Annotated in this window: 33 protein-coding genes and 5 pseudogenes; 34 read left to right on the top strand and 4 right to left on the bottom strand. The window is 48.3% G+C overall.

Features of this window, described 5'->3' with window-relative positions:
* The first annotated feature begins 9 nt into the window (after positions 1 to 9).
* The 22 genes and pseudogenes from DXA70_RS01045 (at position 10) to DXA70_RS01145 (ending at position 14672) form a co-directional block, all read left to right on the top strand.
* Positions 10 to 423: a hypothetical protein gene (locus tag DXA70_RS01045; RefSeq protein WP_128117333.1), complete on the top strand. Its 414-nt coding sequence runs from the start codon at positions 10 to 12 to the stop codon at positions 421 to 423.
* The gene (locus tag DXA70_RS01050; RefSeq protein WP_128117334.1) at positions 414 to 722 is read left to right on the top strand and encodes a helix-turn-helix transcriptional regulator; all 309 of its coding nucleotides are present in this window, start codon (positions 414 to 416) and stop codon (positions 720 to 722) included. Before DXA70_RS01045 ends, DXA70_RS01050 begins: the two co-directional genes overlap by 10 nt.
* Positions 723 to 1080: 358 nt before the next feature.
* Positions 1081 to 1611 carry a hypothetical protein gene (locus DXA70_RS01055; RefSeq protein ID WP_243000918.1) on the top strand — a complete coding sequence of 177 codons (531 nt, stop codon included), beginning with the start codon at positions 1081 to 1083 and terminating at the stop codon, positions 1609 to 1611.
* A gap of 63 nt (positions 1612 to 1674) precedes the next feature.
* Complete coding sequence (locus DXA70_RS01060) at positions 1675 to 1905, top strand: DUF6718 family protein (protein WP_128117335.1); 231 nt, start codon at positions 1675 to 1677, stop codon at positions 1903 to 1905.
* A gap of 475 nt (positions 1906 to 2380) precedes the next feature.
* Positions 2381 to 2536, top strand: a pseudogene (locus DXA70_RS01065) (UDP-glucose 6-dehydrogenase); the annotation flags it as partial.
* A gap of 56 nt (positions 2537 to 2592) precedes the next feature.
* On the top strand, positions 2593 to 2832 hold the full coding sequence (locus DXA70_RS01070; protein WP_199522832.1) for a hypothetical protein: 240 nt from the start codon (positions 2593 to 2595) through the stop codon (positions 2830 to 2832).
* A gap of 540 nt (positions 2833 to 3372) precedes the next feature.
* Positions 3373 to 4059 carry a glycosyltransferase gene (locus DXA70_RS01075; protein WP_158565119.1) on the top strand — a complete coding sequence of 229 codons (687 nt, stop codon included), beginning with the start codon at positions 3373 to 3375 and terminating at the stop codon, positions 4057 to 4059.
* 16 nt (positions 4060 to 4075) lie between these two features.
* Positions 4076 to 4977, top strand: a pseudogene (locus DXA70_RS01080) (sugar phosphate nucleotidyltransferase).
* 171 nt (positions 4978 to 5148) lie between these two features.
* Complete coding sequence (locus DXA70_RS01085; RefSeq protein ID WP_128117338.1) at positions 5149 to 5595, top strand: type II toxin-antitoxin system antitoxin SocA domain-containing protein; 447 nt, start codon at positions 5149 to 5151, stop codon at positions 5593 to 5595.
* Positions 5588 to 6496 (top strand): hypothetical protein, encoded by a 909-nt coding sequence (locus DXA70_RS01090; RefSeq protein WP_128117339.1) that lies wholly within the window; start codon positions 5588 to 5590, stop codon positions 6494 to 6496. Before DXA70_RS01085 ends, DXA70_RS01090 begins: the two co-directional genes overlap by 8 nt.
* 71 nt (positions 6497 to 6567) lie before the next feature.
* Positions 6568 to 6897: a hypothetical protein gene (locus DXA70_RS01095; protein ID WP_128117340.1), complete on the top strand. Its 330-nt coding sequence runs from the start codon at positions 6568 to 6570 to the stop codon at positions 6895 to 6897.
* Between the two features lie 118 nt (positions 6898 to 7015).
* Entirely contained in the window at positions 7016 to 7399 is a 384-nt protein-coding gene (locus DXA70_RS01100) for a VOC family protein (RefSeq protein ID WP_128117341.1), read from the top strand.
* A 2-nt stretch (positions 7400 to 7401) separates the two neighbouring features.
* Positions 7402 to 8193 (top strand): hypothetical protein, encoded by a 792-nt coding sequence (locus tag DXA70_RS13895; RefSeq protein WP_243000922.1) that lies wholly within the window; start codon positions 7402 to 7404, stop codon positions 8191 to 8193.
* Positions 8194 to 9005: 812 nt separating this feature from the next.
* The gene (gene mobC, locus DXA70_RS01110) at positions 9006 to 9401 is read left to right on the top strand and encodes a plasmid mobilization relaxosome protein MobC (RefSeq protein ID WP_128117342.1); all 396 of its coding nucleotides are present in this window, start codon (positions 9006 to 9008) and stop codon (positions 9399 to 9401) included.
* A complete protein-coding gene (locus DXA70_RS01115; protein ID WP_158565120.1) occupies positions 9373 to 11034 on the top strand; it encodes a relaxase/mobilization nuclease domain-containing protein in 1662 nt (553 codons plus the stop codon). Before mobC ends, DXA70_RS01115 begins: the two co-directional genes overlap by 29 nt.
* 105 nt (positions 11035 to 11139) lie before the next feature.
* Positions 11140 to 11478, top strand: a complete 339-nt coding sequence (locus DXA70_RS01120; RefSeq protein WP_128117344.1) for a replication initiator protein A — start codon at positions 11140 to 11142, stop codon at positions 11476 to 11478.
* A 55-nt stretch (positions 11479 to 11533) separates the two neighbouring features.
* A complete protein-coding gene (locus tag DXA70_RS01125; protein WP_128117345.1) occupies positions 11534 to 11728 on the top strand; it encodes an excisionase in 195 nt (64 codons plus the stop codon).
* Positions 11729 to 11812: 84 nt separating this feature from the next.
* A complete protein-coding gene (locus tag DXA70_RS15190; protein WP_347553448.1) occupies positions 11813 to 12097 on the top strand; it encodes an integrase DNA-binding domain-containing protein in 285 nt (94 codons plus the stop codon).
* Positions 12098 to 12171: 74 nt separating this feature from the next.
* Positions 12172 to 13008, top strand: a complete 837-nt coding sequence (locus tag DXA70_RS01130; RefSeq protein WP_347553449.1) for a site-specific integrase — start codon at positions 12172 to 12174, stop codon at positions 13006 to 13008.
* A 149-nt stretch (positions 13009 to 13157) separates the two neighbouring features.
* Positions 13158 to 13607: a low molecular weight protein-tyrosine-phosphatase gene (locus DXA70_RS01135; protein WP_128117346.1), complete on the top strand. Its 450-nt coding sequence runs from the start codon at positions 13158 to 13160 to the stop codon at positions 13605 to 13607.
* 12 nt (positions 13608 to 13619) lie between these two features.
* Complete coding sequence (locus tag DXA70_RS01140) at positions 13620 to 14207, top strand: pentapeptide repeat-containing protein (protein WP_015536933.1); 588 nt, start codon at positions 13620 to 13622, stop codon at positions 14205 to 14207.
* Between the two features lie 12 nt (positions 14208 to 14219).
* The gene (locus tag DXA70_RS01145) at positions 14220 to 14672 is read left to right on the top strand and encodes an aminoacyl-tRNA hydrolase (RefSeq protein WP_128117347.1); all 453 of its coding nucleotides are present in this window, start codon (positions 14220 to 14222) and stop codon (positions 14670 to 14672) included.
* An 80-nt stretch (positions 14673 to 14752) separates the two neighbouring features.
* Here DXA70_RS01145 and DXA70_RS01150 read toward each other — a convergent pair whose 3' ends face one another.
* A complete protein-coding gene (locus tag DXA70_RS01150; protein ID WP_243000925.1) occupies positions 14753 to 15022 on the bottom strand; it encodes an alpha/beta hydrolase in 270 nt (89 codons plus the stop codon).
* Here DXA70_RS01150 and DXA70_RS01155 point away from each other — a divergent pair.
* Positions 14987 to 15394: an aminoacyl-tRNA hydrolase gene (locus DXA70_RS01155; protein ID WP_243000926.1), complete on the top strand. Its 408-nt coding sequence runs from the start codon at positions 14987 to 14989 to the stop codon at positions 15392 to 15394. The genes DXA70_RS01150 and DXA70_RS01155 overlap by 36 nt on opposite strands.
* Positions 15395 to 15493: 99 nt before the next feature.
* On the opposite strand, the gene DXA70_RS01160 is transcribed toward DXA70_RS01155, so the two are convergent.
* Positions 15494 to 16171, bottom strand: a complete 678-nt coding sequence (locus tag DXA70_RS01160) for a hypothetical protein (protein ID WP_128117348.1) — start codon at positions 16169 to 16171, stop codon at positions 15494 to 15496.
* A gap of 682 nt (positions 16172 to 16853) precedes the next feature.
* On the opposite strand from DXA70_RS01160, the gene DXA70_RS15005 reads away from it, so the two are divergent.
* Positions 16854 to 16982 carry a hypothetical protein gene (locus tag DXA70_RS15005; protein WP_278321296.1) on the top strand — a complete coding sequence of 43 codons (129 nt, stop codon included), beginning with the start codon at positions 16854 to 16856 and terminating at the stop codon, positions 16980 to 16982.
* 98 nt (positions 16983 to 17080) lie between these two features.
* Here DXA70_RS15005 and DXA70_RS01165 read toward each other — a convergent pair whose 3' ends face one another.
* Entirely contained in the window at positions 17081 to 18202 is a 1122-nt protein-coding gene (locus DXA70_RS01165) for an AI-2E family transporter (RefSeq protein WP_128117349.1), read from the bottom strand.
* A 113-nt stretch (positions 18203 to 18315) separates the two neighbouring features.
* Between DXA70_RS01165 and DXA70_RS01170 the strand changes: the two genes are divergently transcribed.
* The 10 genes and pseudogenes from DXA70_RS01170 to DXA70_RS13690 all read left to right on the top strand — a co-directional run bounded on the left by DXA70_RS01170 (position 18316) and on the right by DXA70_RS13690 (position 25157).
* Entirely contained in the window at positions 18316 to 18474 is a 159-nt protein-coding gene (locus DXA70_RS01170) for a hypothetical protein (protein WP_199522833.1), read from the top strand.
* A gap of 165 nt (positions 18475 to 18639) precedes the next feature.
* Positions 18640 to 19463: pseudogene (locus DXA70_RS01175) on the top strand (purine-nucleoside phosphorylase).
* Positions 19464 to 19470: 7 nt separating this feature from the next.
* Positions 19471 to 19827, top strand: a complete 357-nt coding sequence (locus DXA70_RS01180) for a PfkB family carbohydrate kinase (protein ID WP_128117350.1) — start codon at positions 19471 to 19473, stop codon at positions 19825 to 19827.
* Positions 19828 to 19862: 35 nt separating this feature from the next.
* Positions 19863 to 20153 (top strand): annotated as a pseudogene (locus tag DXA70_RS13900) (pyridoxal-phosphate dependent enzyme); the annotation flags it as partial.
* Positions 20154 to 20208: 55 nt separating this feature from the next.
* Positions 20209 to 20391 (top strand): annotated as a pseudogene (locus DXA70_RS01190) (Hsp20 family protein); the annotation flags it as partial.
* A gap of 248 nt (positions 20392 to 20639) precedes the next feature.
* Positions 20640 to 21497, top strand: a complete 858-nt coding sequence (locus DXA70_RS01195) for a YitT family protein (RefSeq protein ID WP_128117352.1) — start codon at positions 20640 to 20642, stop codon at positions 21495 to 21497.
* A 107-nt stretch (positions 21498 to 21604) separates the two neighbouring features.
* Entirely contained in the window at positions 21605 to 22639 is a 1035-nt protein-coding gene (locus tag DXA70_RS01200) for an alcohol dehydrogenase (protein ID WP_097785050.1), read from the top strand.
* A gap of 171 nt (positions 22640 to 22810) precedes the next feature.
* Positions 22811 to 24550 carry an adenine deaminase gene (ade, locus tag DXA70_RS01205; RefSeq protein ID WP_128117353.1) on the top strand — a complete coding sequence of 580 codons (1740 nt, stop codon included), beginning with the start codon at positions 22811 to 22813 and terminating at the stop codon, positions 24548 to 24550.
* A gap of 158 nt (positions 24551 to 24708) precedes the next feature.
* Positions 24709 to 24852 carry a hypothetical protein gene (locus DXA70_RS13905; RefSeq protein WP_243000928.1) on the top strand — a complete coding sequence of 48 codons (144 nt, stop codon included), beginning with the start codon at positions 24709 to 24711 and terminating at the stop codon, positions 24850 to 24852.
* A 134-nt stretch (positions 24853 to 24986) separates the two neighbouring features.
* The gene (locus DXA70_RS13690) at positions 24987 to 25157 is read left to right on the top strand and encodes a hypothetical protein (protein ID WP_172678648.1); all 171 of its coding nucleotides are present in this window, start codon (positions 24987 to 24989) and stop codon (positions 25155 to 25157) included.
* A gap of 114 nt (positions 25158 to 25271) precedes the next feature.
* Here the strand turns inward: DXA70_RS13690 and DXA70_RS01215 are convergent.
* Positions 25272 to 25513, bottom strand: a 242-nt coding sequence (locus DXA70_RS01215; protein WP_147341633.1) for an IS3 family transposase, incomplete at its 5' end; no start/stop codon positions are given.

Consider the following 25513-nt stretch of genomic DNA (forward strand, 5'->3'; position numbering starts at 1 on the left):
GGACGACTTATGAACCTGCGGGTGACGATTCCGGCGGAAAGCCGAAGAATGAATGTAGGAAAAGACGTTATTCGCATTCTTGGGAGTCCGGCCTATATCTGCGTTTTGCAGAGGAAAGATCGGAAGTCTATTGTGATTACACCGTGTACCGCCGAACATCCCATGTCCTTTAAGGTCCCGGACAGGCTGCTGACCGATGGGCAGTGCCGGATGATGATTAACGGAATACAGTTCATTCAGGCACTGCTGGAGGCAAATGGCCTAGTGGCAGGAAAGGATCATCAATTTAAGGGGCGATATGATGCCGAGAAAAATGCGGTTATCATTTCGCTTGAAAAGATGAACAAAGTGCCCTCTCGCCTCAAAAGTGTAGAACTTGACATCACGTCCACTTGGACGTATAATACGTCCAAATGGACGTGATGAAGGGAGCCGATATTATGCATGCCGGAATTTTAGATGGCTTTCAAACGATAATTCCAACAGCGGCAGCCGTCTTATTGAAAAAACGACAAATGTTAAGGCTGACGCAACAAGAGATTGCTGATCGCGCAAAAATAACCTTGCGTCAATATCAAAGGTTGGAATCTGGGGAAAGAAGTATTTTGACCTGTTCTTTTGGCTTGGCGTGTCGAGTAATTGAAGCTCTTGATATGGATGTTTCTGAATTCTATCATGGCGACTATTACCTTGAAGAACTGAAAACTATTGAAAGCAAATGATTGGTGGCAGGGGAAAACATCAATTTAAATGACGGCATGATGCCGAAAAGAGCGATACGGACAAATCTGTGCCGAAAAGTTTACATATGTCAGCTTGATATGCAAAGCGTTTTATGGTAAGATGAAAGCATAATAGGAAGAGTATACACTCCCGTTGAACCTGTTGCTGGGAAGTGAATGCTGATGGAAAACCAGCTTGCTCATGCGATAACTCAGACGAAATATAATTCGAGTGATGATAAGGCTGCTAAGAACAGCTGGTCACTAAAACTATATCGAATGAGCAGATAGGCTATACGAGGCTCAATTAATTGAAAACCGATAACATAGGAATCCTAATAAACAGTGGGGCATCTCTATGAATGAGCAATTGCTGAAAATGAATGGCTTATCGGTGGGAATTTTAGATGCACTATCATTTGAGTCGCATTTGGGAATTCCGTTGAAGAAGAACTTGCATTATTTTGATAAAGATTTGTTAATTGCTGAACTGATTTCGATGACTGAGTGGTTGGATGAACAGGAAATCCTTTCTAATATTGCGCTAGACTACAGGGTTAAGAGCTTGGATTCTATGCTTTTGAAGTATGATCGTTACTACCCGGATCATCAGACACGAAAAGTATTTAATGATATTCTGGGCTTCCGGGCTTTTTGTGATAGCTACGATCAAATATTGGAGGAAGAGCATTCACCGTTCCGGATTGCTGATATGGCAAAAGGAAAGGCAGTGGATGATGGTTACAGGGGTGTCCATGTGTACTATCAGAAAAGTGGAAGGCATTACCCCATAGAAATCCAATTTAATACGTTGTTTGATAGGCAATTAAATAACTGGCTTCATGATTATCTGTATAAAAAGAGTTATCCCGTGGAAACAGGAAGATAATGCGTGAAATGTATGAAAATGGATTGATTCGGAATGAACATGAATTTAAGGAGGTGCTGAATAATGTGCTATTTGGTAGCAAAAGATCGTAATGCACATGGTTGCTTTGCTCTAAAAACGACGCATGGGAAGCATCTGGTGGAATTAAAAAGAGAATTGAACAGAGAGGTTGGATATAAGGGAGTACAGCTTGTAACAATCAGCAGGCCAACAGCGTATGGTGAGTATGCGCCTTACCACTTTGTGGATACAGAACAGGAATTTCAGATTCTTGTAAAGAGTCTTCGTCCATAAAAATGCTGTACGTGGGAGCGGTGTATTTCAGTTCAGGCGATTGGTGTATGCTGGAATAATATCATCTGTAGTCAGGTTAAGCCCCCGAATTATGAATAAGAAGATAAGCCCTACAAGGCTCAAATTGGTGTAAGAACCGATTGAAAGCCTTGTAGGGCTTATTTTTTGCAAAAATTTTTGTTCCTTACTTGACAACCGCATAGGGTCAACCAAGAAAAACCACGATAACTAAAGGGTTTTGACGGCTCGACTCGTTCAACAAAAGTATTTATTTGCTGACAGGCTGCGGAGAAGCTGAAATCCAGAGGTTATAGGTGGGAGGCTTTGGCGCAGCGCTGTTTTGACCCACAAAATGAGCAGCAAGTAAAGAGTTAAGGAGAACGAATCGAGCCTACGGTGGATTGCCATTGAGTGATCCGCCGTGGGCTTGTTTGCTGTTTTATCAAATGAAAAATTAGTGAGGGAGAACAGAACTATGAAAAATTATAAAATCGCTGTGGCCGGCACGGGATACGTAGGGCTTTCGCTGGGAGTGCTTCTGAGCCAGCATCATCAGGTAGTTGCAGTCGATATTGTGCAGGCTAAGGTCGATATGATCAACAACAAGAAATCTCCGATTCAAGATGATTATCCGCATTATTGATTCCGTGTGCATTTGGAATGGTATTTGCAAGGTTGGTTTATTGGATGGAAAAAATCAACCGGATTGATGGCTTGAATCGTTTCCTTGTGCTTTGCGGGCAAGCAACTATTCCAATCATGTTTATGCATATCCCGCTGAATCACTGGAAAACTGAATTGGCTTATGGTCGCAGTGTTTACGTATTGATTGGGGTAGGTATACCAGTAGTATTTACTGTTTTGTTTAACAAAAATAAAGTAATGAGGAAACTTTTTAGATTACCTGATTTGGAGAAATTTGGATAGGCGTTGCAAAATAAATTATTGCCTAAAAAATAATTTTCGGTTGAAGATTGAAATACAGCTGAACGACCTAGTAAAAGATTGAAAGGAATAAAATAATGAAAGTAGCCTTTTTTATTGATGATATTACAAAAGATGAGATGCACAGCAGTTTTGTCTAATTTGCTTGCTGATATTACAAAAGATGAGATGCACAGCAGTTTTGTCTAATTTGCTTGCTGATATTGGATTTGATGTTTCTATTTTGTCAATAAATGCAAGTAAAAAAAGAAGTAAATACGAGATAAATTCCAGTGTGACTGTCAAAGTCTTCAATTCACAAAAAATAGAAAATGTTATAAGTAGGCGTATTAAAACATTCAAGTGCTTAGGACATGAGATTATGGGGGGGACGATGCATTTGTAGTAGTAGATACATATAAATCTCTGTGTTTTCTTCCACTCATGCCTTTGCTAAAGAAGAAAAACACAAAGTTAATATCATGGGAACATTTCAACTATAATTTTGGTGGAAAATATTCTCCGAGATGGTGGGGAAGAAGAGTGGCGGCAAGAATAAGTGATGTCGTTGTGGTCCTTTCAAAAGCTGATTACGAGGCGTGGAAAGCAGATGTAAAACATACAGAATGCTTAAAACAGATTTATAATTTCCCGTGTTTTGATTTAGAAAGTCTTAAGTTTGATGCCGACTGTAGGACGGTTTTAGCAGTGGGTAGACTTGAAGAACAAAAGGGATTTGATTATTTACTTGATATATGGAAGCTGGTTGAAAGCGATGAAGAACTGACGAACTGGAAACTGCAAATTGTAGGTAGTGGTTCTCTTGAACAGAAACTGCATGAGAAAGAAAAGACTTTAGGGTTGGATCGAGTACAATGGCTGCCATTTACAGAGCACATTGAGGAAAATTATAAAAATGCATCTATCTATGTGATGACAAGTCGATTTGAAGGATTTGCCCTTGTTTTGCTTGAAGCTAAAGCATTTGGACTTCCAATAGTTAGCTTTGATATAAGAAATGGACCAAATAAAATTGTTTCGAATGGTGTGGATGGCTATATAGTACCACCTTTTGACATAAGTATGTTTGCTGAAAAATTAAAAGTGCTTATAAAAGATGATAAGCTGAGAGCACATTTTACAGAAGATTCCCAGCGAAATATGTACCAGTTTTCAAAAAATAAAATTGTTGCAAATTGGGTTCAGTTGTTAGAAGAACTTACAGAGTAGAAAGAGAAAAGAGATTATGAAAACAACATTACTTATCATGGCTGCTGGTATCGGTAGCCGCTTCGGAACGGGAATTAAGCAGTTGGAGCCGGTGGATGCTTCAAATCACAGCATCATGGATTACTCGATTCATGATGCGATTGAGGCAGGCTTTAACCATGTGGTATTTATCATCCGCAAGGATATTGAGAAGGAATTCAAAGAGGTTATCGGCAATCGCATTGCCTCCATTTGTTCTTCTCATAATGTAACTGTTGACTATGCTTTCCAAGATATCAATGATATCCCGGGAACTCTGCCAGAAGGCCGTACAAAGCCGTGGGGAACCGGTCAGGCTGTGCTTGCCGCCAAGAAGGTCATCAAGACCCCGTTTATCGTCATCAATGCAGACGATTACTACGGCAAGGAAGGTTTCAAAGCCGTACATGAGTATCTGGTGAATGGTGGCAAGTCCTGCATGGCAGGCTTTGTGCTGAAGAACACGCTGTCTGATAATGGCGGTGTGACCCGTGGCATCTGCAAAATGGATGATCAAACAATCTGACAGAGGTTGTTGAGACTAAGAACATCGTAAAGACAGCAGATGGAGCAGAGGCAGACGGCGTGGTTGTTGATGTGAATTCTCTGGTTTCCATGAATATGTGGGGCTTGACTCCTGATTTTCTGGATGTGTTGGAGGACGGATTCAAAGAGTTCTTCGAGAAAGAAGTACCGAGCAATCCGCTGAAGGCAGAGTATCTGATTCCCATTTTCATTGGAGAATTACTGGAGCAGGGAAAGATGTCTGTGAGGGTTCTGAAAACCAATGATACATGGTATGGCATGACCTATCATGAGGATGTCGCAGCAGTAAAGGGCAGTTTCAAGGAGATGCTGGAGAACGGCGTGTATAAGGCTGATTTATTTGCAGATTTGTGATATACTGGGAGCGGAAGCTCCCTGTGCTGCTCTGATAATCACACACCTCTCCGTGGTGAGCAGCAGGCAACGATCTTATGGTCGACTGAGATGTGAGAAAAAGATGGATTTTAGCTGAAATTTATGATATACTATAAAATCCAATAAAATAAATGAAGGGAGGCTGGGTGAATGAGCTATAAAGTTTTAGATGTGTGTAAATATGTGATTGATTATAGTAACGAAAAAGAATACGGAATTTCTAATTTGAAATTGCAGAAGATTCTTTACTTTATCCAAGCATATTTTTTGATAAAACAACCTAATAGATGTTGCTTTGATGATAAGATTGAAGCCTGGGATTTTGGCCCGGTTGTTCCAAAAGCATATAGAAAATACAAACAATTTGGCAGTAGTGATATACCGACAATTATAGACTTTGAAAAGTCTGACAGTAACGATTGCATAACTGGCGATGATAAAAATCTTATTAAGACCGTAATTGATAAATTTGCGGATTACTCAGCAACGGACTTAGTTGGTTTGACACATAAACAGTCCCCGTGGATTGATGCGTATATCCCACATATGAACAGAGAAATTACACCCGAAGCGATAAAGGAATATTTTAATGGCTGATGAAATTGGTAAACTTTTGAAAAATGAAGATAGCAGCAGTCTAATTAAACCGGCAGCATCACAGAAGAAACTGAGAGAATCAAAAAAGAGATTGAATGGCATTTGCCGTTCGTTGCTGATTGATACAGAAGCTTATGAACCTAAGAGAACAGCCAATAGTGTTGATGCCTATATAGCATCGACTGAAAAAGTTGACAGAATTTTGTATTCGGTGATAAGTGGTTTTATTGTTGGTCTTGATGAAAAGTCGCGAGGCGTTTTTTCTACAAATGTTGATAAACTACTTCAATATGTTTTAGATGATGAGAATCAAGTATCGGAAGATACTAGAAAAATATGCGTAAAACTGTATGACCATTTTCAATTAAATCTTATACAGATAGAAAGCGCAAGCGTCATTACAAAAGCTGGGATTGCTGCAGCTATGAAAGACGAAGTTGAAGAATCTCATAAAGAGATTAAAGGAATTCAAAAAGAATATATAACGATACTTGGAATTTTTGCTGCAATAATGCTTGCATTTGTTGGGGCATTTACTTTTTCAACTTCAGTGCTTAACAATCTTGGAAAAGCAGATACATTAGAACTTGTGGTTGTGGCGATAGTAATAGGATTAGTCTTTGTCCTTTTAATATCAATTTTAATAGATTTTCTGCGAGACATTAACGACAAAGTTGTTTACGATAAAAATGGGAAGAAAAAATGGAATAAAAAAGTAGTGAGTGGAATCGCACTTTTAACCTTGATAGCTGTTGTTACAGTGATTTGTATTGGAATTTCGCGTATGTCGTTTCCGCAGCAAATTAATATTGGTCAACATCGGTATCAGCTTGTAGAGGAATCGACTGAAGATTCAGCAAATAAGCTTGATGTTGCTTGTCCTGAGCAGCAAGAGAAATGAGATTCGAGGATTGTATGCGTACCGACACAGTGCTATACTTAAACCACTAAAAAGGAAAGAGGTTATCACCTATGCCCAGAACAAAAGGCAGCAAAAACCGTCCCAAAACTACCCATACCGACTACGCATCTCAGATCGCGGAGAAGCAGGAATCTATCACTTCCCTGACTGCTGAGATTTCATCCATCACCGCAAACATTGACACTTTGAAGGCTGATCTGAAAGCAAAAAAGACTGCTTTGAAGAAGGCCGAAAAAGAAGTGGCATCCCTGGAATCGAAGAAGGCAAAGGCAGATGCTAAGGCCGCTGAAGAAGCGAAGAAGACCGAAGCAGAGGCTGTGCTGAAGAAGCTGCTGGCTAGCGGCATGAGTGCGGATGAAATCCTCGAAAAACTGAAATAAGATCGGCCGTGTGGACAAACTGAACTCCAGAAGTTCACACGGTTTTTTTGAGGCCGTAGTATAGTTTGTAACGAAAATAAAAGAAGAACAAAATTAAAAGAAATGGAGCGTGAAAAAAATGAACCTATCTAAAATACACCACATCGCAATTATCGTATCTGACTACGAAGCTGCAAAGGATTTCTATGTGAACAAGCTGGGCTTCTCTGTTATCAGGGAAAACTATCGCCCGGAGCGTAAGGACTGGAAGCTAGATCTTCGTGTCAATGAGCACACAGAGCTGGAGATTTTTGCAGAAGAAAACCCGCCGAAGCGTGTGAACCGCCCGGAGGCCTGTGGGCTGCGTCACCTTGCATTCTGCGTAGACAGTGTGGAGCAGACGGTGAGGGAGCTGGCGGAGGTAGGAATTGAATGTGAGCCAATTCGTGTGGATGATTACACCGGCAAGAAGATGACATTCTTCCATGACCCGGATGGTCTGCCGCTGGAGCTGCACGAATAATTATGGGAGAGAAAAGAGCGTATAAGCCCCGAAAGCCCGGTGGCGGTCGAAAGAAGTTGAAGCCGGAGTACGATGCCGGGAAGAATCTGAAAGAGCAGATGGCAAGTGCTGTGGCACTTTATGAGGAGGAGTGCTCCCTTCAATTCATCGCAGACGCTCTGGCTTTAAACCACATCAAAGTAAGAAAGCTCCTCATCACGGCTGGTGTGTATGAATCGGATGTGGCGGAGAAAGTAAAAAACACTTTTGAAGAATACCGTGAAACACAGGACTACAAAACCTCCATCCTTTCAACCGCAGCAGCCCTTGACCTATCCAAAGCCTCCGTCACCTCGTACCTGCCTTATCAGAAAGGTGTGTACTTCCCCAGTACAGAAAAGGAAAAGATCAGTGTCGGAGCCGAGCGGCAGCGGAGATACAGGGCGATGAAGCGGTGGAAAGCTGATTCGACAGAAGAAAACTTCTGGAGCGTGGTTCTGGCCTATGCTGGTGTGAAATTCAAAACCTACTCTGGGTTGCCATTCACTTACGAAATTAAAAAAGGCAGGAATGGCGAGTACACAAAAGAGCTGTGGATCGACCGTCGGGAGAAGAGTAAAAGTTTGGCGTGGAGTTCAGTGCTGCTGGCACTACGGAATATTAAAAAGGTGGGAGAGGTGGTAGACCGCCCGAAAGCTCTGGGCGATATCCGGGGAGTGACTTACATTTATGGCATGTTCTATCGGTTCGGATTGATCGATGTGCCGGATGAAGTGAAGGAGAAGATGAAGAGATCGTTCAGTGAATCGTCCTGACACGGATGTGTCAAGGTTGCCCGTGTAGGAACATCGATAACAGTTACACAACGTTAAAATAGCAATATGTCCACGATGAACAGGCACGCCACCTGCTTATCGTGGGCGTTTCGTTTTATACAGTGTCTTTATGAATGACGGTAAGGTTTAATTTTGAACTTTGCCGTTTCTCTTTTTATCCAAAATTGTGAAATTTTCAAAACTGTATTCCAAAACGGCCTTATAGATTCATATTGGTGTAAGGAGTAAGAAGAAGTTCAAATAAAATTTGAAAATCTGTATGCCATAAATCCATTTTAGATTGTTATAGGTAGAGGGGAACGTTGGAAAAATGAATTTTCTTTGAACTTTCAAAAGACCCGGTTTAAAAACACCCCTTAAAGTTTGTATAGGGTATAGGAAGTGTTTTCAAAAGTAAGCCAATTCACTACGGTATCACTGATGAAATTCCCCGATTCCTTACAAAGTCACATCGCACCTTGAAAATCACATGAGCCACCCCAGCAGGATACCTCTGGTACTGAATGTGCATTCTGCGCGTCTTATCGGAAAATACGTCGGAGAAAATCGGGCAGGAACAGGCTGGGACAGAGTGGACGGTAGTTAAGAGCAAGATTCGCCTTTGTATACGAAACCGCTCCTACGGGCGATTTTTCTACGGCGGCATCTTGATGGGGATTGTGCTCCCCATACCCTCACATCGTGCAAAATCACATGATTTTGCCTGTTGGTGGCCTGCTGCAACAGGTCACAGCCGGAGTGCAAACGCACTGCCGGGAAAATCAAATTTTTGATTTTGGAAAGGAGACTCCATGCCAAGAACGAAGAAAAAAGTGAAATCTATCGTAAAGACAAAAGTAATCTCCGCACGAGTTACAGAAGTAGTACATGAACTTTTACACCAGCAGGCCGAAGATGCCGGAATGACGCTCTCTGAATTTGCAGCGCAGATGCTGATGAAAGGTCGCGTGAATACCTCGTATGTATTCTATGTCCACCCGGACGAGATCGAAGCCATCACACGGGAGTTTGCCGCCATCGGGAACAACCTGAACCAGATTGCAGCGTTCTTCAACAGCGGCGGTATCCAGTCGCGCGCTATGCTCGAAAACATCAACCATGCGATTTCCTGTATTTTTGAAATGCGGGAGCAGGTCGCAGAAATGGCAGGAAAGAACTATGGCAATCTTAAAGCACATCGTAAGTAAGAGTTCCAACTATGGTGCTGCACTGGAGTATCTGATTTTCAAGCATGACGAGCTTCGGAAAACTCCGATCCTTGACCAGAACGGAAATCGTATCATGCGAGATGAGTTTTATCTGGACGGTCTGAACTGTGAACCCTACTCCTTCGATGCTGCCTGTCAGCAACTGAACCGCGAATATCAGAAGAACAAAAACAAGGATGAAATTAAATCGCACCATTACATCATCAGCTTTGACCCACGGGACAGCACAGAAAATTGCTTGACGGGGAAACGGGCACAGGAGCTTGGGCTGGAATACGCAAAAGCAAATTTTCCGGGGCATCAGGCATTGGTCTGTACGCACATGGACGGTCACAATGGCAGCGGCAACATTCATGTCCATATCGTAATCAACAGTCTGCGAAAACTGGATGTGCCTAAGCAGCCCTTTATTGAGCGGCCCATTGACTGCAAAGCAGGGTACAAGCACCATGTGACGAACGAGTACCTGAAACACCTGCAGAAATCCCTCATGGATTTGTGCCGCCGCGAATTTCTGCATCAGGTCGATTTACTGTCACCATCCAAAACGGGTGTGACCGAAGCGGAGTATTGGGCACAGCGGCGGCTGGATGAGAAAAAACAGAAAATCGAAACGGAAGGATTTACGCCCAATCCGACAAAGTTTCAAACACAGAAGCAGCTTATCCGGGATGCCGTTGCCGCTGTTCGTGAGAAAGCAATCTCGTATGAAGATTTTCAAGACATCCTGCAGGACGAATACAACATTTTCGTCAAAACCCAACGTGGGCGTTATAGCTATCTGCCGCCGGAACGGAACAAGTTCATATCGGAGCGTTCTCTGGGAGAAAGCTGCAAAAGAGAATGTCTGGAAGGATTCTTTGTTCAGAATGCCAAAAAGAATCTGCGGTACAAGGAAGAACCCATACTGATCTTTACAACCAGAACCAAACTGCGGCTCGTTGTGGACCTGCAGGAGAATGTCAAGGCACAGGAAAATCTGGCCTATGCACTAAAGGTCAAAATCAGCAATTTGCAGAAAATGGCCGAAACGCTGGTATGGGTGCAGGAAAACAACATCAACGACCTGACGGAACTGAACGATCTGTGTAAGACGGCGAAGGCCAGCGCGCAGGCTGCGTATGAACGGCTGTCACAGGCAGAGGATGAACTGTACAAAACCAATGAACAGATTCATTATGCAGGGCAGTACCTTTCTACAAAAGATGTCCAACAGCAACTTGCGAAAGCAATTTTTAAGAAAAAATTCCGTGCAGAGCATTCCAAGGAATTGGATGCCTATACAGAATCCGTGAAATATTTCCGAAAAGAAAACGATGGAAAACTGCCATCGCTGAAATCCTTGAAAAAACGGAAAGAAGAACTGACCAAAGAAATCGCGGAGAGGAAAAAAGCATATGCTCCCCTGAGGGAAGAATCCAGGCGTCTGGAAATTGCATCGGATAATGTGTACAGCATCTTCCGAAAAACCAATGAGATGAAATCCGACCTTGCATGGAAACGCGAGTGGGAGGCTAATGTCCGCGAAAAGGCAAGGCAGGAGCAGGTTCGACAGGAACAGCGCGTACGTCAACCGAAACGCAAGAAGCGTAGCTACGATATGAGCCTGTAAATTAGCAGGGTCTTCCACCCCGCACCCCGGAACCCTGCCGGATGCGTAAGCCCGTGCAGGACTTTCCCATTCGGCAGGGACTTTTGAAAACGATTAGGAGGAAGTTTGAGTAAAGAGTACATCAAGGCACAAACCCCACTACCCGCTTATTTCCCTTATCCGAAATTTCTGCTGCAGATGAGCCTGTCCCATACAGCGCGGCTAACATATGTTCTGCTGCTGGACCGCATGACCCTTTCTCAGAAGAACAGCTGGGTGGATGTGCAGGGCCGGGCATATGTGCTCTATCCGTTGGCAGGGCTGGCGGAAGATCTTCAGAGCAGCATTTCCAGTGTCACCCGTGCCCTGCTGGAACTGTGTACGCCGATTGCCTGCACAGGCCCCAGTATGAGAACGCGCGCTGGACAGGAAAAACTGCAGCTGTTGAAAACAATGCAGGTTTGAAGCGGTTTGGTAAAAGAAATAATATGCTACTTATAAAAAATAAGGAGAACTGCCTATGAAAGAAGTCCCGATTTGGGAGAAAAGCAATTTAACACTGGAAGAAGCTGCAGCTTACTCCGGGGTGGGAATCAATAAGCTGCGCTCATTGTCAGACCATGAACGCTGTCAATTTGTTTTATGGATCGGTTCAAAACGGCTCATCAAACGCCGAAGGTTGGACGAATATCTCGATAAAGCCTACTCCATCTAAAATCAGACGTGCCAAGTGAGCCTTGATGTGGTATACTGAGGGTGTCATATCAAGGCTCTTTCCATTCAGGAAAGGAGTTTGACGATGTCAAGAAGAAAAGACAATAAAGGACGTGTTCTTCGGACAGGAGAGAGCCAGCGAAAAGACCTGATCTATCAATATCGCTACACGGATGCTTTGGGAAACCGAAAGTGCATCTATGCGTCGGATCTCAAAACCTTGCGTGAAAAAGAGGATGAATTGCAGAAAAGCCTTGAAGATGGCCTTGACTATGCAGGCGGCGAAATTACGGTATACGAACTGCTGCAGCGCTATCTTTCGCTGAAGTGCGGTGTCCGCTATAACACGAGGTCGGGTACGGCTTTGTGATGAACATCGTACAAAAAGAACCATTCGGGGCACGAAAGATCCGGGATATCAAGGTGTCGGATGCTCAGCGTTGGATGATCAAACTGCAAAAGGAAGGAAAGGGGTACAGCACCCTGACCAGCATCCGGGGTGTTGTAAAACCGGCTTTTCAGATGGCCTATAACGAGGAAGTTGTACGGCGCAACCCGGTTGATTTCAAGCTGACGGATGTGGTGGTCAACGATTCGCAGAAACGCATTTCACTGACCGAGAAACAGCAGAAGGTTTGGATGAACTTCATCCGAGAGGACAAGAGCTACGCCAAGTACTACGATGAATTTGTGGTGCTGCTGGGAACCGGAATGCGTGTCAGCGAATTCTGCGGTCTGACCCTGCAGGATCTGGATTTTCAAAACCGCAGGATCCGTGTGGATCATCAGCTGATCCGGGAGAGCGGCGGCAAATACTACGTTGAGAAAACCAAGACAGAGTGTGGCCGCCGGTTTATCCCGATGACGGAGGACGTGTTCCAGAGCTTGCAGAACCTGCTTGCAAATCGCAAACGGCTGAAGAATGAGGTTATCATTGATGGCTACAGTGGGTTTCTACTGCTGGATAAAAACGATCACCCGAAGGTGGCATTGCACATCGAGAACGAGATGCGGTGGGCGATGAAAAAGTATCGCAAGCTGTACCCGGATGCTCCGCTGCCGCACATCACGCCTCATGTGTTCCGGCATACCTTCTGCACCAACATGGCAAATGCGGGGATGGATATCAAGGCACTGCAGTATGTGATGGGGCACTCCGATGCAAGCATCACGTTGAATGTCTACACCCATGCAAGCTATGACCACGCTGCAGAACAGATGGCGAAACTGGTCGATTTTCCGGGGTCGTCTGACCGGCAGGAGCGAAAAATGTCAGGTTGATATAGCACAGTTTGGTACACCATTACTACACCATTTTGCTGAAAAGTTGTGGAGAGCAGCGTAGAGACGCGTGAAAAGCACGCAGAACTGATGCTGAAAAATAATGCGATGTATCGCATTATAAAGACTTGTGGAGGGATGCGTAAGGAATGACAAAGATAATTTTTTTGTGCCACGGCAACATTTGCCACAGCCCAATGGCCGAATTTGTAATGAAAGACTTGGTGGCCAAAGCCGGGCTTTCTGATAAATTTGAAATCGCATCTGCCGCCACCAGCACCGAGGAGATCGGCAACCCGGTCTATCCGCCCGCCCGGCGGAAGCTGGCCGAGCACGGCATCTCCTGCGAGGGTAAAACCGCCCGGCAGATGACCCGGAGGGATTACGAAACCTACGATTACCTGATCGCCATGGATCACAACAACCTGCGCAATATGGCGCGCTTTGTGGGCGGCGACCCGGAGCATAAAGTGTCTCTGCTGATGGATCATACCCGCCGCCCCGGCGATGTGGCCGACCCATGGTATACCGGGGACTTTGAAGCTACCTGGCAGGATGTGCTGGAGGGCTGCACCGCCCTGCTGGAAGAACTGCGCTGACAGGAGAATTTTATGACAGAGCGTTATTGTGAAGGTGAACGGTTTGCTGACCTGTCGTTCACCGAGGAGGCTTTTGAGGATTGCGACTTTACCGACTGCGTGTTTGTGGATTGCTCCTTTACCAAATGCGAACTGGATCATACCACGCTGAATGAGTGCAAATTCGTGCGGTGTGAGATCACAGGTCTGCGCAGTACCCATTCCTCGGTGCAGTCGCTGGATTTTGAGGACTGCCGCCTGAATGAAATTGAGTGGGCACCGCTGATGTCCAACGGTGCCTTCCCGGACCCTATCCACACGCTGAAAGAGTGCAGTCTGAAATATAACACCTTCACCGAAATGAACTTCAACCGCTTCGACTTTTCGGATGGCAACGAAATTGTCGGCTCTATGTTTGCCAAATGCGAGATGCAGCTGGCGAATTTCAAGGGCGTGGAACTTCACGAAACGGAATTCTACCAGTGTGACCTGCGCAAGGCGGATTTCCGGGATGCCGCCGGTTATAAGGTGGACATTCTGGGCAGCCGCCTGAAGGATGCGAAATTTTCCCTGCCGGAAGCGGTGAATCTGTTGGCAGATTTGAAGATCAAACTGTCGTAAGAAGGAGAAAAAATGCGTCAACTCATCATTGCCCGAAAAGACCTGCAGATGTCTCCCGGTAAGCTGGCGGCGCAGTGCTGCCATGCTTCGCTGGCATTCCTCACCGACCCCATCAGCATGGGACAGGGCGTGGAACCCATCGAGAAAGACGGAGAAATTACCGGCTATCGGGCAGAAATCATGTTGGAGAAAGCAACCTATGAAGAATGGTTCGATGGCTCTTTTACCAAAACTATCTGCGGGGCAAAGAACCGCAATCAACTGCTGAAAGCAAAAACAATTGCCGAGGAATTGGGCCTTGTGGAAAACAAAGACTTCTTCCTCATCCGGGATGCCTGCCACACCGAGCTGGAACCGGAAGAATTTGATGAAAACGGAGAGGGAATGACCCTGACCTGCATCGGGTTCCGCCCGCTGCCGGATGAAATTGCACATCAGATCAGCCATAAATTTCATTTGTATTGATTCCTGATTTACAGAATACGAAAGAAAGTCCCGGCCATTCTCCTGTGATTTGCAGGAAAATGGTCGGGATATTTTGCTTTTTATTGAAGATTCATCCACGCCGCCAGTGCATCCGCTGTCTGCTGTTGCTGTTCCTCGGCGGAGATAACAGGCGCGCCGTCGCCCTTCTGGGCACCGTAGCTGCCGAATCCGGCATGACAGCCGCCGTCAATGACCGTTTCGGTAGTGTCCTGCGGAAGATTTACGCGGTCGGCTTCGTACTTTTCGCGGTTCAGTACGCCGTCCTCGCTGCCGTAGGCGGCATAGACCTGCAGATGTCTCCCGGTAAGCTGGCGGCGCAGTGCTGCCATGCTTCGCTGGCATTCCTCACCGACCCCATCGGTATGGGACAGGGCGTGGAACCCATCGAGAAAGACGGAGAAATTACCGGCTATCGGGCAGAAATCATGTTGGAGAAAGCAACCTATGAAGAATGGTTCGATGGCTCTTTTACCAAAACTATCTGCGGGGCAAAGAACCGCGATCAACTGCTGAAAACAAAGACAATTGCCGAGGAATTGGGCCTTGTGGAAAACAAAGACTTCTTCCTTTGTTATACCTCTTTTTGCTCAAAAGTTAAAGTACTGTGCTGTATTATTGAAAATTGCTATAATGTGATGGTGCTGTCGATTTCTTTAATAAGCTTTTCCGTGTTCAGACTTCTTCCGATTTACAACCGGTAGCACCTACGCAAATAGCCACGCTCAATGCAATTGCCGCAATATGCTTTTTCTTTAATCGCATAAAAATCTTCCAAGCTTCTATTCCCTAGGCCGAACGTATTAGTTACGCAGTGCTTTTTCACGCACTTCCGGCGACGCTGCGACAAGTAGATCGTAGAGGTTGACCATATCGGTGACGGCCTGTCGGTCGTCGGCAGTCCATGTGTAATCGTACTGCGTACCGGATGCACCGGAATATCTTGTGATGATGGTTTTGGCACTGAGCATCTCACGCAGCCAATCGATTTCGCTGGGCTCCATCTCAAAATTGGAGAAGGCCCACCAAACTTTTTGGTCTGTATCATAGGCGTAATCTGTATAATCCGGGTCGCACTCGTAAGTGTACAGATTATCTCCAGCGCGGACATAGACTGTGTTCAGGTCGATGCAGGAAGAGCCGTTGTAGGAAAAGTCCTCGTCGAAATACACGTCCTTGCATCCGTCGAAGATGTAGATCCACGGAGAAAGGCAGCAGGTCTTGTTTTTCTCGGCCTTGTCATAGATCGGGCTGTCAAACTGCCAGCTCCGCAGTACCTCGTCATACTTGACGTTCACCTTCGCAATGGCGGCTTTCAATGCCTGAACTTGGGCTTCTTCGTCGTCATTCATTTCTTCGATCTGCGCAAGCGAGGTGCACCCGGCGGGGCTGATCGCCAGCGCGGGTAACGCAGTGCCTGCCATCAGTGCTGCCACAATTGTGCCTGCCGCAATAACTTTGTATTTTTCCGAAATTTTCATTTGATTTTCCTCTTTTCTCTTGACGTCGGCTCATAGCTGTTGTAACATAAAATCATAGATACAACAAAAAGGAGCGTTTTGGCATAATGACAAATGAAGAAATCCTTGCTATCCTGCGGCAGTACCCTGATCTGGTCCCCGAGGTTCTGGCCATCCTGACCGAAGCCCCTGCCAAAACAGATCTGCCGTTTGTCGGCTGATTCACTCCGGCTTTGCCCTGGAGCGCAGCAGCGTTTCCACCGCGTTGCGCTGTTAAGCAACTCCACAATTTCCTGCATCTGTTTGTCGAGCTCGCCCATCCCGGCGGGCTCTTTTTTTGTGCCAATAAGCTCTTCAACGGTAATGCCAAAGTAGTCCGCAATTTTTTTGCGGCTAGACATTCTGGGTAAAGCGCCGTTTTTCCAGCTTGTCGGCATAGAGTTTGAAAAAACAAGTTCTTCTGCAACAGCAGCAGGGGTTTTTCCCCCACACCGTCCTGTTGATCAGGTGTCAATGCGCGGGCACCGGGTGCAAAAAGCAGAGGGTCGCGCGTACCTTCCGATCTGCTTTCCGCCCTAAATCCAAAAATATTGCCAAGAGTAAAACATACCCACAATATCATTTTACACCATCTTGTATGGCTTGGCAATGCTTTTTTTTTGGGGGGGGGACATGAACAATTGTACGCAAGCGAGGTGAAAGAATGAAACGGACGACCGTTACGCCTGAATGGATGGGCGAAGTGAGAAAACGCATGAAAGTAAACAACATGACCAGCCGCGATCTTGCGGCGGCGAGGACTTTGCCGCCATCGGCTGCTGCGGCTCATTGACGAGCGGAGCCTTTTCTGCCACGTTAACACGGGAAACACAGAATAAAAAAACAGCGACCCCGGAGAGCGGTGGGAATCACTCTCCGGGGTCGCTGTTGTCAGGACAGGGTCTCTTTTGTATGCAGGCGTCGGAAAGCGTCCTCTTTTACAAGCTCAATGACCACCGCAGTCAGAGGGATAAAGAAGATGATGCCGATGATGCCAAAAAGCTTTCCGCCGATCATGGCGGCCACAAGGGTGTAAAACGGAGAAAGCCCCACGGACTTTCCCACCACGCGGGGATAGATGAACTGGTTCTCGATAAACTGCACGGCAAGGTAGACGATGAGGCAGCGCACCGCCAGCACAGGATCCACCAGAAGCACAAGGAACACGCTGACCACGCAGGAGATCAGTGCCCCCACATAGGGGATGATGGCACAGATGGCGGTGAGCATCCCCACCAGACTGCCGTAGGGGATCCGGAAAACCGAAAATGCAAGGGTCATGAGGACACCGAGGATCACGGCCTCACTGCATTGTCCCGTCAGAAAGTTTGCAAAGGACTGGCGGAACAGCCGACAGAATTTCAGCAGCCCGGCGGCGTGGCTGGGCTTCAGATAGGCGCATACCAGTGTGCGGGCGTGGTGGCAGAGACTCTCGGCCCCGAGGGACATATAGATGGAGATGATCAGGGCAAAAGATGCAGTCACCACGATGTTCACGGTGGCAGATACCGCCCCGACCGCATTGACCAGCACGGTGTCGATGCTGTTGGTGATCCTGTGCAGCAGCTGCTCCCAGTCGATGCCCTCCAGCCAGTGCATCAACCAGTCCATGTTGGTGTCCTGTGCGCTGAGATAGGCGGTCCAGCGGGGGATATTGGACTCAATCTGCAGATAGAGGCTGTGAAACGACTGCACAAGCTCCGGGATCAGCAGGGTGAGCGCCAGCACCAGCACAAGAACAACGCCGAGCAGGGTGATGAAAAAGCTGAGAAGATGGATGGCGCTGCCCGAGGGCTGCTTTTTGGCCCTGCGGAACAGGCTTCTCAGCCGCTTTTCCAGCCCGGTCATAGGCACGCTGAGAAAAAGCGCCAGAATGCCGCCGGCCAGAATGGGCAGGATCAGATCGACTAGATCGGCGGCAAAGGCCAGAACGGCAGAAAGCCGCAGCAGTGCGACAAAAAGCGTTACCCCCACAACGGTCACGAGCAGATATTGTTTTGCTTTTGGTTCCATGACGACATTCCTTTCCCGGAGCCTGTAGCTGCAAATTGCAAAAGCTCCTCAGCGGACTCTTTTATCGTATTGTAATGGGAAGGAACAGGCTTGTCAAGACGCCGGGAAGGGGAGTGGCGGCCCGCAGCGATGGCCCTGCCTGCATCACCGGCGGCATTGCCGAAGCCTTTTATGGGATGCCGCAGGAACTGCGGGACGAGACTTTGAAACGTCTGCCGGAGGATATCCGGGAAGGATATGAGCTGTTTCGGTGGAACATCGGCCAGAGATAAGACATTCGGAGAACCAAGGAGCAGATACAACACACTCGTGATGTGAAGTATCTGCTCCTTGGTTTTTAATAAGACTCGATGAAGGGCGTCTTGCATCGGCCTGAAAAATCCGATATACTGAACCCAGAGAGTATATCGAATTTTTTGGGAAAAGGAGAGAATGGTATGGAACATCTTTATGAAAAGGCACTGGAAAGTGCGGAATATATCAAGACGCACACGAAAAAGCGCCCGAAGATCGCGGTGGTGCTGGGCTCCGGCCTTGGCAAGCTGACCGCGGACTTTACGGACACGGAAGAACTGTCCTACAAGGATATCCCCAACTTCCCGGTATCCACGGTGGCAGGACACAAAGGCGCATTGTTGGCTGGCAAGCTGGGGGACACGGAAGTCTACGCCATGGAAGGCCGCTTCCATTTCTATGAGGGCTACTCCATGAAGGAAGTCTGCTACCCGTTCTATGTGTTCAAGCTGTTGGGCGTGGAAAAGGTGGTGTTGACCAACGCCTGCGGCGGCATCAACCGGGAGTTTGCGCCGGGCACCCTGATGCTCATTACCGACTTCATCAACATGATGGGCACGAACCCCCTCATTGGCCCCAACGATGAGCGCTTCGGCCCCCGCTTCCCGGACATGACCGAACCTTACAGTCTGGAGCTGCGGAACCTTGCCAAGCAGACCGCCGATGAACTGGGCATTGCCTACAAGGAGGGCGTTTACATGGGCTTTATGGGCCTTGCTATGAAACGGCGGCTGAAATTCGCGCCTTTGCGGGGATGGGAGCCGATGCCGTGGGCATGAGCACCGTGCCGGAAACCATGGTCTGCAACTACATGGGCATGAAGGTACTGGCCGTCAGCTGCATCACTAACATGGCCACCGGCATCCAGACGGTCAAGCATAGCCACGCCCGCGTGCTGGAGATCGCAAATCAGGCAGGCGATACCCTGTGCCGATGGCTGGGCGCGGTGATTCAGAGAATGGAGTAAAAAAGATGTGCTCTGTGTCAACGAGGTGGAAGCCTGCGCCCTTGCCGGAACCGAGACCTTTGAAGCGGACGCTGTTTTGACCCTGCTGCACGAAAAATACCCGCAGACCCGTCTGCTTCTGACAGCCGGGAGTGCGGGCAGCTACTATCTGGATGCAGAGCGGCGGCTGTTTGTCCCCTGCGAAAAGGTGCAGGCCGTGGATACTACAGCTGCCGGGGACACTTACAGCGGCTATTTTCTGGCGGGCCTTTGCAGCGGCAGTTCAGTAGAGGACGCCATGCGGCTTGCTACCAAAGCAGCCGGAATTGCCGTGCAGCGCAAAGGTGCAGCGGCATCCATCTCGGAAATCAAAGAGTTGAAATGAATGATACAGAAGGCCATGTGGATATTCTGGTCTGCATGGCGGGCACCGGCGGCACGGGTTTTGGCACAGCAAGTTATCTGCGCAGCCGCAACCCGAATCTGCAAGTGGTTCTGGTGCAGCCCCATCCGGACTCCCGCCTGACCCCGGAGCACCCGGATGCGCAGATCATAGATGGCGTTTTGCCGGCGTATGATGTGCCGGAAAGCACACTTTCCGACTATCTGCGGCCAGACTGGAGCGATGCGTGCATCAATGTCCGCACCGAGGAAGCCTACGAAACGGCCCATGAGGTGCTGCGGGCGGAAGGACTGTTTCTGGGCACATCGGCAGCAGCGGCTTTGCACGCAGCGGTGCAGGTGGGCCCAGACCAGAGAATCAGGGAAGGGTCGCTATCTGCGGCGCGAATCTTTCTCCGGCACCTGCGCGCGCAGTTTCTACGTGGGCGATGTGAAGAAGGAAGACATCCACGCAAAGTTCGAGGATGGAGTCCTGCACGTTGAGCTGCCTGCTCCTCAGCAGACGAAGGCTTTGCCTGAGAACCCGAACCTGATCGAGATCGAGTAAAACGCCGGTCGTGTGCGCCAAGGCACAACGCACATAAGATGCCCCCGGAGAGCCGCAACAAGCCTCCGGGGGCATTTTTGTTTCGCTATCTTTTCCGTAAGGGAAAACCATGGTATACTGAGAACAGCAACTCAGAATTTATGGAGGTACTTCACTATGGAATACAAACGCTTTGGCGGTAAGCTCCTTGTCCGCATCGACAAAGATGAGGAAATCGGTGAAACAAATTTGATTTTAGGGGGACAAAGATGAGCGATGCAAAAGGAAAGACCGGCGCAGTCCTGAGGGAGACGGCAGTCCTGACCGGGGCGGTGGCGATCATTGCGGCGGGCGTTTTCTTTTTTCTGGTGCCGAGCCATACATCCGTCAGCAGCATTTCCGGCCTTGGCATCGTGCTGTCCAATTTTGTGCCGCTGCCCTTGTCGGTCATTACGATGATCCTGAACGTCGTGCTTCTCATCATCGGGTTCTTTACCTGCGGCAGAGAATTTGGCGCAAAGACCGTATACACCAGTGTGCTGCTGCCGGTGTTTCTGGGGCTGTTTGAAAAGCTGTTCCCGGAGTTCGGCTCGATGACCGGCAGTCAGGAGCTGGACGTGCTGTGCTATATTCTGGTGGTCAGCGTCGGGCTGAGTATTTTGTTCAACCGCAATGCATCCTCCGGCGGGCTGGATATCGTGGCAAAGATCATGAACAAGTACCTGCACATGGAATTGGGAAAAGCCATGTCTCTGTCGGGAATGTGTGTGGCGCTTTCCGCGGCCCTGGTCTACGATAAAAAGACCGTGGTGCTGAGTATCCTCGGTACTTACTTCAACGGCATCGTGCTGGACCATTTCATCTTTGATAACAGCATCAAACGCCGCGTCTGCATCATCACCGAAAAAGAGGAGGCGCTGCGTCAGTTCATCCTCTATGACCTGCACAGCGGTGCGACCATGTACGAGGCCATCGGTGCATACAATCTGGAAAAGCACAACGAGATCATTACCATCGTGGACAAGAGCGAATATCAGAAGCTGATGAACTTTATCAACCGGGAAGACCCCAAGGCTTTTGTTACCATTTACAATGTGTCCAGCATGCAGTATCAGCCCAAGATCTGATCGGCGGAGAGCTGCCGCAAAGGGTGGGCCTTTTGCGGTTTGCTCTTTGCCATCGCTGCGTGGTATACTCAAGTCCGGAAAGATCAAAGCGCATGGAGGGAAAAAGCATGCTGACCTATACCTATGTTTCAAAGGGGACGTTTGCCCTGATGGAAAAACCAAAGCCGGTGCTGCAGCACGAGCGGGACGCCATTGTAAAGGTGACCCTTGCCAGTATCTGCTCCAGCGATCTGCACATCAAGCACGGCAGCGTGCCCCGGGCGGTGCCCGGCATCACGGTAGGGCACGAGATGGTGGGCATCGTGGAAGAAGTGGGCAGTGCAGTGACCAACGTGAAGCCCGGCGACCGGGTGACCGTGAACGTGGAGACTTTCTGCGGAGAGTGCTTTTTCTGCAAAAAAGGCTTCGTGAACAACTGCACCGATCAAAACGGCGGCTGGGCGCTGGGCTGCCGCATCGACGGCGGGCAGGCCGAGTATGTCCGGGTGCCCTTTGCGGATCAGGGACTGAACAAGATCCCGGACGGCGTTACCGATCGGCAGGCGCTGCTGGTGGGCGATGTGCTGGCCACTGGCTTTTGGGCGGCACGCATCTCGGAGATCACTCCCGAGGATACCGTGCTGATCCTCGGTGCAGGGCCGACCGGCATCTGCACGCTGCTGTGCGTCATGCTGCACAGCCCCAAGCGCATCATCGTCTGTGAAAAGGACGCAAGCCGCCTGCAGTTCATCCGTCGGCACTACCCGCAGGTGCTCACCGTGCAGCCGGAGGACTGCGCCGCCTTTGTGCGTGCCCACAGTGACCACGGCGGGGCCGATGTGGTGCTGGAGGTGGCAGGGGCAGACTCCACCTTCCGGCTGGCATGGGAGTGTGCACGGCCCAACGCCGTTGTGACGGTGGTGGCGCTGTACGATAAGGCACAGACCCTGCCGCTGCCGGAAATGTACGGCAAAAACCTCACCTTTAAGACCGGCGGCGTGGACGGCTGCGATTGTGAAGAAACGCTGCGTCTCATCGCAGAGGGCAAGATCGATACCGAACCGCTCATCACCCACACCTACCCCCTGCGCCGGATCGCAGAGGGCTACGAGCTGTTTGAAAAGAAACGGGACGGCGTGATCAAGGTGGCAGTGGAGTGCTGACGGTCTGCGCCAAGGCACAACGCACATAAGGTGGCCCCGGAGAGCTGTAACAAGCCCTCCGGGGCCATTTTTGTTTCCCGACATCTTTTCCGCAGCGGCAAGGCGTGGTAGAATAAGGCAGAACCAATCCACAGGTGAGAAAATCGAACTTCAGAGAGAGGAGATGTTTCTATGCAGTCTGATGAGCTGAAACGCCGGATCTCGGCAGGCAGAGGAGATGCTCTGGCCGATCTGGTTTTGAAAAATGCCAGAATTGTCAATGTGTTTACCGATGAGATCGACACCGCTGATATTGCCATCAGCGGAAATTCGATCGTGGGCGTGGGCACGTATCATGGCCGGAAAGAAGTTGATCTGCACGGCAAATATGTCTGCCCGGGCCTGATCGATGGGCATATCCACATCGAAAGCTCCATGCTCTGTGGTCCGGCTTTCGAGCAGGCAGTGCTGCCCCACGGTACCACTGCGGTGGTCACAGACCCACACGAGATCTCGAACGTTGCGGGGCTGGAAGGCTTGGATTTTATGCGGGAAACGACAAAAAATCTGACCCTTTCGGTTTATTTCATGCTGCCCTCCTGTGTTCCGGCCACGGATCTGGATGAATCCGGCGCGGTGCTGAACGCAGAACAGCTCCGGCCTTACTACGGCGATCCCCGCGTGCTGGGGCTTGCGGAGCTGATGAATGCCTATGGGACGGTGCGCTGCGACCCGAAGATCCTGCAGAAGATCCGCGACTGCACCGAAGCGGGAAAGATCGTGGATGGCCATGCACCGCTCTTGAGCGATAAGGACCTGAATGCTTATATTGCGGCAGGCGTTCAGTCCGATCACGAGTGCTCCAACATCGAGGAAGCCATGGAAAAACTCCGGCTCGGACAATACATCATGATCCGGGAAGGAACGGCTGCCAAAAATATGGAGGCCCTGATGCCGCTGTTCCGGGAGCCCTATTGCAGCCGCTGTATGCTGGTGACGGATGATAAGCACCCCGGTGACCTGCTGGACAGCGGCCACATCGATTCCAACATCCGTAAAGCGATCCGGCTGGGCGCAGATCCAGCAGTGGCCGTCAAAATGGCAACGCTAGTCCCGGCACAGTATTTTGGGTTCAAGCAGCGCGGTGCCGTAGCACCGGGGTACCGGGCAGATCTGGTTGTGGTTCCTGATCTGGAATCCTTTACGGTCGAACAGGTTTACAAGAATGGCACGCTGGTGGCCGAGCACGGAAAAACGCTGAAACCCGCACCGCTTGACATCGACCGTGTGAGATTTTCCCACGTTATGGATTCCTTTGATCTGGATGAGATCACACTGCAGGACCTGGAACTTCGGGAAAGCGGGGAGCAGGAGCGTGTCATCTGCCTGAACCGGGGCGAGCTGCTTACGGAGGAAAAAATCATCCCGTTCCAACGGCATCTGGGCAAAGCTCCCGGTGTGGACCCGGAACACAACATCGTAAAACTCGCCGTTTTTGAGCGGCATCATCACTCCGGCCATGTGGGCATTGGCTTTTTAGGGAACTTCAGCCTGAAATGCGGAGCCGTTGCATCGAGCATCGCACATGATTCCCATAACCTGATTGTGGCAGGGGACAACGATACCGATATGATGCTGGCCGGCAACACTGTGCGGAGAAACAAAGGTGGACTTGCGTTTGTGGCAGATGGACAGGTCGTGGCAGAACTTGCGCTTCCGGTGGCCGGATTGATGAGCACCGAAAGCGCAGAGAGCGTTGCGGCGAAAATGCAGGCGCTGAACGATGCCCTCAAGGCACATGGCGTGGCGGAAGATATCGGCATCTTTATGACCCTCGCCTTCGTCAGCCTTCCGGTCATTCCCAAACTCAGACTGAATACATACGGCATCATCGATGTAGCACAGCAGAAAGTCGTTCCGGCTGTTTTTTAATAGGCGATAACAAAAATACTGCCGGAGATCGACCTAAATGGTCCGTCTCCGGCAACAGAACAGTTCGTTCCTACTCTTAGAAGCGAGCCGCATCAAGAGAAAAATTGACGGAAATTCTTATTTGATAAATCGTAAGTTATATGTGGAGGAGGATTATTATGAATACAGTTAGAATGATTTTATGTGGAAATGTTGAAGATAGCAGAATGAATCCAAGTGAAAAGGTAGGAGTAGTATCAGTGGTTTTTGTTTCTACAGAGGAGGAAAAAATTAAGAATAAACTTAAAAAAATTGCAAGATAAAAATCCTGAAAAATTTTATATGGAATACGTTACTCCATTAGATGTTGACTTAACAAGTTTAGAGCACTATCCATCGATTGAAATATCAAAAAATGATTTACAATAGCAACTTAGAATTTGTGGAGGAAACAAATATGGAAGATAATAAATCAACGAATGTCAAGAAAACGGTAAAATCAGGAATAACTTTTGGAAGTGCATTAGCTATGGTTATTAGTTATACAGCGTGGAAGTCTGTCGGTTGGGCGATTTTTCATGGATTACTTAGTTGGGTGTATGTCATATACTTCCTTTTGCGTTACTAAATTCGCGTTTGTGGAAGTTATAAAGGGGTGCATCATGGAAATCGAGTATAAACAAACAAAAGATTTCACGGCCGATGAATGAAATGAACCCCAAAAGTTAGACAATATTTAAAATCAAGCAACCTGAACGGTCTGAATCCTGTATTGCACAGGGCTCAGGCCGTTTAGTTTTAATTTGATTCGGCAGTTGTTGTAGTAATCGATATACTCAACAATGGCCTTTTCGAGCTGTTCAACGGAATCGAATTTTTCCAAATAGAACAGTTCCGTCTTGAGCAAGCCAAAGAAGTTTTCAGCAACCGCATTATCCAGACAAGTGGCTTTCCGGGACATACTTTGTGTAATGCCTTTCGCTC

The sequence above is a fragment of the Faecalibacterium sp. OF04-11AC genome (genome assembly GCF_003460645.1).
GTDB classification, from domain to species: domain Bacteria; phylum Bacillota; class Clostridia; order Oscillospirales; family Ruminococcaceae; genus Faecalibacterium; species Faecalibacterium prausnitzii_I.

Excerpts from the sequence above, each read along its gene's own strand:
- DXA70_RS01045 (WP_128117333.1), top strand. The coding sequence starts at position 10 with ATGAACCTGCGGGTGACGATTCCGGCGGAAAGCCGAAGAATGAATGTA.
- DXA70_RS01050 (WP_128117334.1), top strand. The coding sequence starts at position 414 with ATGGACGTGATGAAGGGAGCCGATATTATGCATGCCGGAATTTTAGAT.
- DXA70_RS01055 (WP_243000918.1), top strand. The coding sequence starts at position 1,081 with ATGAATGAGCAATTGCTGAAAATGAATGGCTTATCGGTGGGAATTTTA.
- DXA70_RS01060 (WP_128117335.1), top strand. The coding sequence starts at position 1,675 with ATGTGCTATTTGGTAGCAAAAGATCGTAATGCACATGGTTGCTTTGCT.
- DXA70_RS01070 (WP_199522832.1), top strand. The coding sequence starts at position 2,593 with ATGGAAAAAATCAACCGGATTGATGGCTTGAATCGTTTCCTTGTGCTT.
- DXA70_RS01085 (WP_128117338.1), top strand. The coding sequence starts at position 5,149 with ATGAGCTATAAAGTTTTAGATGTGTGTAAATATGTGATTGATTATAGT.
- DXA70_RS01090 (WP_128117339.1), top strand. The coding sequence starts at position 5,588 with ATGGCTGATGAAATTGGTAAACTTTTGAAAAATGAAGATAGCAGCAGT.
- DXA70_RS01095 (WP_128117340.1), top strand. The coding sequence starts at position 6,568 with ATGCCCAGAACAAAAGGCAGCAAAAACCGTCCCAAAACTACCCATACC.
- DXA70_RS01100 (WP_128117341.1), top strand. The coding sequence starts at position 7,016 with ATGAACCTATCTAAAATACACCACATCGCAATTATCGTATCTGACTAC.
- DXA70_RS13895 (WP_243000922.1), top strand. The coding sequence starts at position 7,402 with ATGGGAGAGAAAAGAGCGTATAAGCCCCGAAAGCCCGGTGGCGGTCGA.
- mobC (WP_128117342.1), top strand. The coding sequence starts at position 9,006 with ATGCCAAGAACGAAGAAAAAAGTGAAATCTATCGTAAAGACAAAAGTA.
- DXA70_RS01115 (WP_158565120.1), top strand. The coding sequence starts at position 9,373 with ATGGCAATCTTAAAGCACATCGTAAGTAAGAGTTCCAACTATGGTGCT.
- DXA70_RS01125 (WP_128117345.1), top strand. The coding sequence starts at position 11,534 with ATGAAAGAAGTCCCGATTTGGGAGAAAAGCAATTTAACACTGGAAGAA.
- DXA70_RS15190 (WP_347553448.1), top strand. The coding sequence starts at position 11,813 with ATGTCAAGAAGAAAAGACAATAAAGGACGTGTTCTTCGGACAGGAGAG.
- DXA70_RS01130 (WP_347553449.1), top strand. The coding sequence starts at position 12,172 with ATGATCAAACTGCAAAAGGAAGGAAAGGGGTACAGCACCCTGACCAGC.
- DXA70_RS01135 (WP_128117346.1), top strand. The coding sequence starts at position 13,158 with ATGACAAAGATAATTTTTTTGTGCCACGGCAACATTTGCCACAGCCCA.
- DXA70_RS01140 (WP_015536933.1), top strand. The coding sequence starts at position 13,620 with ATGACAGAGCGTTATTGTGAAGGTGAACGGTTTGCTGACCTGTCGTTC.
- DXA70_RS01145 (WP_128117347.1), top strand. The coding sequence starts at position 14,220 with ATGCGTCAACTCATCATTGCCCGAAAAGACCTGCAGATGTCTCCCGGT.
- DXA70_RS01155 (WP_243000926.1), top strand. The coding sequence starts at position 14,987 with ATGTCTCCCGGTAAGCTGGCGGCGCAGTGCTGCCATGCTTCGCTGGCA.
- DXA70_RS01150 (WP_243000925.1), bottom strand. The coding sequence starts at position 15,022 with ATGGCAGCACTGCGCCGCCAGCTTACCGGGAGACATCTGCAGGTCTAT.
- DXA70_RS01160 (WP_128117348.1), bottom strand. The coding sequence starts at position 16,171 with ATGAAAATTTCGGAAAAATACAAAGTTATTGCGGCAGGCACAATTGTG.
- DXA70_RS15005 (WP_278321296.1), top strand. The coding sequence starts at position 16,854 with ATGAAACGGACGACCGTTACGCCTGAATGGATGGGCGAAGTGAGAAAA.
- DXA70_RS01165 (WP_128117349.1), bottom strand. The coding sequence starts at position 18,202 with ATGGAACCAAAAGCAAAACAATATCTGCTCGTGACCGTTGTGGGGGTA.
- DXA70_RS01195 (WP_128117352.1), top strand. The coding sequence starts at position 20,640 with ATGAGCGATGCAAAAGGAAAGACCGGCGCAGTCCTGAGGGAGACGGCA.
- DXA70_RS01200 (WP_097785050.1), top strand. The coding sequence starts at position 21,605 with ATGCTGACCTATACCTATGTTTCAAAGGGGACGTTTGCCCTGATGGAA.
- ade (WP_128117353.1), top strand. The coding sequence starts at position 22,811 with ATGCAGTCTGATGAGCTGAAACGCCGGATCTCGGCAGGCAGAGGAGAT.
- DXA70_RS13905 (WP_243000928.1), top strand. The coding sequence starts at position 24,709 with ATGAATACAGTTAGAATGATTTTATGTGGAAATGTTGAAGATAGCAGA.
- DXA70_RS13690 (WP_172678648.1), top strand. The coding sequence starts at position 24,987 with ATGGAAGATAATAAATCAACGAATGTCAAGAAAACGGTAAAATCAGGA.